This window comes from Kitasatospora sp. NPDC059160, assembly GCF_042755465.1.
Lineage (GTDB): Bacteria > Actinomycetota > Actinomycetes > Streptomycetales > Streptomycetaceae > Kitasatospora.
The window spans coordinates 214406-220738 of the sequence record NZ_JBHZCN010000001.1 but is presented as its reverse complement, the minus strand read 5'-3'; the positions used below and the strand labels follow the sequence as shown (position 1 = coordinate 220738).

The window sequence follows — 6333 nt, the reverse complement described above, 5'->3', positions numbered from 1 at the left end:
GGTCGCGCTCCACCTCCTCCCCGGGCGGCCCCCGCTGCGCGCCCGCGCCCGGGGCTCACCCACCCCCCCCCCGCCGCCCCCGCGGCTCGGGGAGCAGGAAGTCGACCCGGCCGACTTCCCACTCCACGCGGCACCGCGGCCCGCCTGCCTAGTGCCCCGTCGCCGCCCCCGTCGGGTGGGGCGAGGCGCCGGCCGTCGGAGACGCCGTGGTCGCGGGTGCGCTGCTCGGCGATCCGGAGGGGGACGGCGGGACCGTCCGGCTCGGCGTCGCGGTGGGCTGGGCCGGGGCCGTCGTCGAAGGCGACGCCGGCGAGGAGGGCGAGGCGGAGGCCGACGAAGGCCCCGAGGGCGCAGGCCCCGAGGAAGGCCCTGCCGAGCTCCCTGCCGAACTCCCCGTCGAGTCCCCCGACGAGGGCTCCGCCGAGGAGGACGCGGTACCGCCCCGGTTCTGCGGTCCGCCCTCCAGGGTGACCACCGCCTGGGAGGGCGGCAGCGCGATCCGGGCGGTCCAGTGGGTGGTGGGCGCGAGGTCCTCGTCCACGGTGACGATCACGGTGATCCGCTGCCCCGGCGCCAGCGTCCCCGAGTCGCGGCTGAGCCGGAGCCAGCCGGCGTCCGTCACCGCGTGCCAGCGGATCTCCGTGGTGCCGGAGTTGGTGAGGGTGAGCACCGTCCGGCTGCCGTACTCCCCGGCCTCGACGGTGAGCAGCCCGGCGGGCGCCGGGTTGCCCGCGCCCGGCGCGGAGGCCTGTTCGACCGCGGGAGCCGGGGCGGCGACCAGGGCGGGGCTGCCGAGCGGGGTCGCGCCGCGGGCCGGCACGGGGACCAGCGGTCCCTGGAGGGTGAGCCGCGGAAAGCCGGGCAGCAACGTTTCTGCACCACTCCCGCCACCTCCGCCACCCGCCCCACTGCCACCCGCACCCGCCAGCTCCAGCCCGGGCATCCCCGCGCCGCCGCCCGCGCCCACCCCGGCCGACCAGGGCGGCCGCTGCCCGGCGTCCGACCCGGCCCCGTCCACCCGCACCGCCGACACCGAGGCCGCCGCCCCCGCCCCGGTGCCGCCCCGGTGCCCGGCCCAGAGCGCCACCACCGGCGCCGCCAGGACGGCCGCGAGCACCCCGGTGGTCACCACCCGCCGACGGACCGCCAGGCTTCGGCCCGCGTCCGGCGCCCGGTGCCGGGGGAAGCCGCCGTGGTCGAAGCGCAGCCCCGGTTCGGCCGCCGCGGTACCCCGCCGCCCCGCCGCCCCTGCCGCCGGGGGCTGCGCCGCGCCGCCCACCGCGGCCGGCGCCGTCAGCAGCGGCAGGCCCGACAGCCCAGACAGCCCGGACGCGCCCTCCGCCGCCCCGCCGGCGGCCACCCGCTCCGCCGTTCCCCGGCAGGTCGGGCAGTCCACCACGTGCTGCACCAGCTCCCGCCGCAGCGCCGGGCCGAGCACCCAGTCCCGCCAGGACTCGGCCCCGGCCCCGCCCAGCCGGTCCAGCTCGGGGCAGCTACCCACCCCGAGCACCAGCAGCGCCGCCCTGGTCCGGGCCACCTCGGCCTCGGCGGCGGCGAGCAGGGCCCGGGTCCGCTCGAACGGCAGGCCCAGGACGGCCGCCACCTCCAGCGGCGTCAGCCGGTGCCGGACGGAGAGTTCCAGCGCCTCGCGCTGCTCCGGGTCCGTACCGGCCGCCTCCGGCCAGGCGAGCGAGGCCAGCTCGCGCCGCCGCCGGACCGCCTCCGCCCCGGTCGGCTCCGCGCCGGTCGAATCGGCCCCGGGCCCCGCGCCGGTCCCGTCCTCCGACCCGCTGCCGCTCTCCGGCCCGCTCCCGCCCTCCGAGCAGGCCCCGTCCGCGAGCCGCCGCAGGCAGCAGTACCGGGCCAGTGAGAAGAGCCAGGCCCGGACCAGTCCGGGCTCGGCCAGCCGGTTGCCGTGCCGCCGGGCCAGTTCGCGGACCTCACGCAGGGCGCCGGCCGCCGCGTCGTGCTCGCACAGCACCGAGAGGCAGTAGGTGAACAGGCCGTCCACCTGCCGGTCGTACGCCGCGAGCACGGCGTCCGCAGCCCCGACGGGCCCAACAGTTCGCGTTGTCACCCGTCCGACGGTAGGAGCAGCGGGCGGTCCGTCCCCGCCGTTCGCCGCGTATGTACTTCTTTCGGGTAACAACATCGCCCATCTGTGTGGGCGCGCGTCCGGTCCGGCGGTGGTCCTCCGCTGTCACACCCAGCCGCTACCGTGGGCCGCATGCCTCCGCGTTCCAAGACCACCGCCAAGCCGCGCCCGGCCTACCGCTGCACCGAGTGCGGCAACCAGCTGCCGAAGTGGGTCGGCCGCTGCCCGGAGTGCAACGCCTGGGGCACGGTCGAGGAGTACGGCGCGGTGCCGATCCGCACCACCGCCGCGGGCCCGGTCAGCGCGCCCGCGCGGCCGATCGCCCAGGTGGACGGCCAGGTCGCGACGGCCCGCTCCACGGGCGTGCCGGAGCTGGACCGGGTGCTCGGCGGCGGCCTGGTGCCCGGCGCGGTGGTGCTGCTGGCCGGCGAGCCCGGTGTCGGCAAGTCCACCCTGCTGCTGGACGTCGCGGCCAAGGCGGCCACCGACCGGCACCGTACGCTCTACGTCACCGGCGAGGAGTCGGCAGGCCAGGTCCGGCTGCGCGCCGACCGGATCAACGCCCTCTCCGAGCACCTCTACCTCGCCGCCGAGCAGGACCTCGGCGCGGTGCTGGGGCACATCGAGGCGGTCAACCCCGGCCTGCTGATCCTGGACTCGGTGCAGACCATCGCCTCCGCCGAGCTGGACGGCGCCCCCGGCGGCCCGGCCCAGGTCCGCGAGGTGGCGGGCGCGCTGATCCGGGCCTCCAAGGAGCGGGGCATGGCCACCCTGCTGGTCGGCCACGTCACCAAGGACGGCCAGATCGCCGGCCCCCGCCTGCTGGAGCACCTGGTGGACGTGGTGCTGAGCTTCGAGGGCGACCGGCACGCCCGGCTGCGGCTCATCCGCGGGGTCAAGAACCGCTACGGCGCCACCGACGAGGTGGGCTGCTTCGAGCTGCACGACGAGGGCATCGTCGGCCTGGCCGACCCGTCCGGCCTCTTCCTGACCAGGCGTGACAAGCCCGTCCCGGGCACCTGCCTCACCGTCACCCTGGAGGGCAAGCGCCCGCTGGTCGCCGAGGTGCAGGCGCTGATGGTGGATTCGCAGATCCCCTCCCCGCGGCGCACCACCTCGGGCCTGGAGTCGCCCCGGATCGCGATGATCCTGGCCGTGGTCGAGCGGCACGGCGGGGTGAAGCTCGGAAAGCAGGACATCTACACCGCGACGGTCGGCGGGGTGAAGCTCACCGAGCCCTCCGCCGACCTCGCGGTCGCGCTCGCGGTGGCCAGCTCCTCCACCGACACCCCGCTGCCCAGCAACCTGGTGGCGATCGGTGAGGTCGGCCTGGCCGGCGAGGTGCGGCGGGTGACGGGTGTGCAGCGCCGGCTGGCCGAGGCGCACCGGCTGGGCTTCACCCACGCCCTGGTCCCGCCGGACCCGGGCAAGGTGCCGCCGGGCATGAAGGTGGTCGAGGTGGCCGACATCGGCGAGGCGCTGCGGGCCATCCCGGGCCGCCGCCGGGCCGCCGCCAAGTCGCGCTCCGAGAGCCGCTCCGAGACCCGCGGTGAGGCCCGTACGGAGGGGCGTGGTGAGGCTCCGTCGGCCCCGCCGGCGCCCCGCGCACCCCGGGTCCCGGCGTACCCGGAGGAGCTGATGGACGGCTGGGAGCCGCTCGACTCCGATGAACTGCGCTGACCCAAGCCCTGCCGAAGCCGCACGCAGTTAGACTTTCCCCAGTCTCATTGGCCAGAAGGCAGTACCGGAGCGGTACTGAGCGACAGAGCAACAGACCGCGGACCGGCGCACGGCGCGAGGCGCGCGGCACGGGGTCGACCGGAGGAGTCACGTGGCAGCCAGCGACCGGGGGGCGGACAAGGCCTCCCGTGAGGAGGCCCTGCTGCGGGCCTCCCTCACCGCCATCGCGCCCGGTACCGCGCTTCGTGACGGACTGGAACGGGTCCTGCGGGCCAATACCGGTGGCCTGATCGTGCTGGGCTTCGACAAGACCGTCGAGCCGATCTGCACCGGCGGCTTCGTCCTGGACGTCGAGTTCAGCGCGACCCGCCTGCGCGAGCTGTGCAAGCTCGACGGCGCGGTGGTGCTGGACAAGGACATCACCAAGATCGTCCGGGCCGGCGTCCACCTGATGCCGGACTCCACCATCCCCACCGACGAGACCGGCACCCGCCACCGCACCGCCGAGCGGGTCAACCGGCAGACCGGCTACCCGGTGGTCGCGGTCTCGCACTCGATGCGGCTGATCGCCATGTACGTCAACGGCACCCGCCGGGTGCTGGAGGACTCCACCACCGTCCTCTCCCGCGCCAACCAGGCGCTGGCCACCCTGGAGCGCTACAAGCTGCGCCTGGACGAGGTGGCCGGCACGCTCTCCGCCCTGGAGATCGAGGACCTGGTGACGGTCCGGGACGTCACCGCCGTGGCCCAGCGCCTGGAGATGGTCCGGCTGATCGCCACCGAGATCGCCGGCTACGTGCTGGAGCTCGGCATCGACGGCCGTCTGCTCTCGCTCCAGCTGGACGAGCTGATCGCGGGTGTGGAGCCGGAGCGCGAGCTGGTCGCCCGGGACTACTTCCCGGAGCGCGCCGCCAAGAAGGGCCGCACGGTCACCGAGGTGCTGGCCGACCTGGAGGCGCTCACCCACGCCGAGCTGCTGGACCTGCAGACGGTCGCCAAGGCGCTCGGCTACTCCGGCACGCCGGAGTCCCTGGACTCCGCCGTCTCCCCGCGCGGCTACCGCCTGCTGGCGAAGATCCCGCGCCTGCCCAACACGGTGATAGAGCGCCTGGTCGAGCACTTCGGCGGCCTGCAGAAGCTGCTCGCGGCCAGCATCGACGACCTGCAGACGGTCGAGGGCGTCGGCGAGACCCGGGCCCGCTCGGTCCGCGAGGGCCTGTCCCGCCTTGCCGAATCGTCCATCCTGGAGCGCTACGTCTGACCGGACGCGGACGCGCAGCGGACCACGAACGGCCCCCGGAGAAACGCTTCCTCGGGGGCCGTTCCGCGTCCCCGGACCCCGCGGCACGGAACGGCCGACGTGCCGCCGGGCCGACGTGCCGAAGCGCGGAGCCCCCGACCGCTCGGCGGCCGGGGGCTCCGTGGGGACGTGACGGGCGTTCAGCTGTCCAGTCGGATCGAGGTCCGGGCCGACACCTTGTCACCGGAGAGCCCGGTGAGCTCCGCCAGCACCACGTACGTCCCGTTCGCCGGGGCGGTCTGGTCGGCGGTCGCGCACTGCGGCTTGCTGCGGCTGCGGTCCCAGGTGAAGGTCTCGGTCTGGCTGCCGTTCGCCGGGATCTGCACCCAGATGTTGCCCTTGTCGGGCGGGCAGTCGCCGGAGGACCAGACCCGGTCGTTGTTGCTGCCGCTGCTGACCGTGATCACGGAGGCGGTGCGGCCCAGGTCCACCCGGCAGTTGGCGCCGGAGGAGTTCTTGACCGTCAGCGCCAGCTTGGGCTTGTCCTTGGGCTGGTACGAGTTCTGGGTGCCAGCCAGCTCCAGGGCGACCTGCGAGGAGGAGCAGACCGGGAGTGCCATCACCTCGGCGGTGTTCACCGCCGGGGCGCCACCGCCCGAGCCGCCGGCCCCGCCGGGCGCCGGGCTGCCGCCACCGGAACCGCCCGCGCCGCCGGACCCGCCCGAGGTACCGGACCCACCGGTCCCGCCCGAGCCGCCGGTCCCGCCGGCGCCGCCACCCGTGGCGCCGCCGCTGAGGCCGACCTCGCTGCCGCCGCCGCTGGCCACCGGCCCGCCGCCGGAGCCGCCGGCCGGGTGCGCCGCGGGGCCGCTCGGCGAGGCGCCGGGCGTGATCGCCTGAGCGGGCGTCTGGCTCTGGGACGGTACGGGCTGCGCGGCCTTGCTCGACGAGCCGCCGTCACCGCCCCCGCCCTGATCGGTCATCAGCCAGGCGATCAGGGCGACGACCGCCGCGACGGCGACGAGCACGACGACACGCCGACGCCAGTAGATCGAGGCCGGCAGCGGTCCCACGGGTTGACGCAAAGAGGGCACGATCAAACTCTATGGGACTGCGTGTGGCGATTGACTCACCAACACCGCACAGTCGCCCCTTCTTTCACATGATCCGCCATTTGATCCGTTCGAGGGAGTCCTTTCACCCGGATGCCCGGCCGGAAACCGGCGGAGAACCGGCCGGAGACCCGCTGGAGTCCGGAAGGAGCCCGGGTGGCGACCCGAGCGGAAACCGGGGGAGAACGGTCCGTCCGGAGCCCCCG

At 75.5% G+C, this 6333-nt stretch carries 4 protein-coding genes; 2 read left to right on the top strand and 2 right to left on the bottom strand.

The window, feature by feature from the left end:
- Positions 1-148 precede the first annotated feature (148 nt).
- Positions 149-2077, bottom strand: coding sequence for a hypothetical protein (locus ACFXOZ_RS01005; protein ID WP_380586265.1), 1929 nt, complete (start codon positions 2075-2077; stop codon positions 149-151).
- Between the two features lie 150 nt (positions 2078-2227).
- Here ACFXOZ_RS01005 and radA point away from each other — a divergent pair, with 150 nt between their 5' ends.
- Both radA and disA read left to right on the top strand, forming a co-directional pair.
- Entirely contained in the window at positions 2228-3775 is a 1548-nt protein-coding gene (radA, locus tag ACFXOZ_RS01000; protein ID WP_375881658.1) for a DNA repair protein RadA, read from the top strand.
- 202 nt (positions 3776-3977) lie between these two features.
- On the top strand, positions 3978-5036 hold the full coding sequence (gene disA, locus ACFXOZ_RS00995) for a DNA integrity scanning diadenylate cyclase DisA (protein ID WP_350507754.1): 1059 nt from the start codon (positions 3978-3980) through the stop codon (positions 5034-5036).
- A 179-nt stretch (positions 5037-5215) separates the two neighbouring features.
- Here the strand turns inward: disA and ACFXOZ_RS00990 are convergent, their stop codons facing one another.
- Positions 5216-6088 carry a hypothetical protein gene (locus ACFXOZ_RS00990; protein WP_380586262.1) on the bottom strand — a complete coding sequence of 291 codons (873 nt, stop codon included), beginning with the start codon at positions 6086-6088 and terminating at the stop codon, positions 5216-5218.
- Positions 6089-6333: the final 245 nt, after the last annotated feature.

Coding starts and splice junctions, on each gene's coding strand:
- radA (WP_375881658.1), top strand. CDS start 2,228: ATGCCTCCGCGTTCCAAGACCACCGCCAAGCCGCGCCCGGCCTACCGC.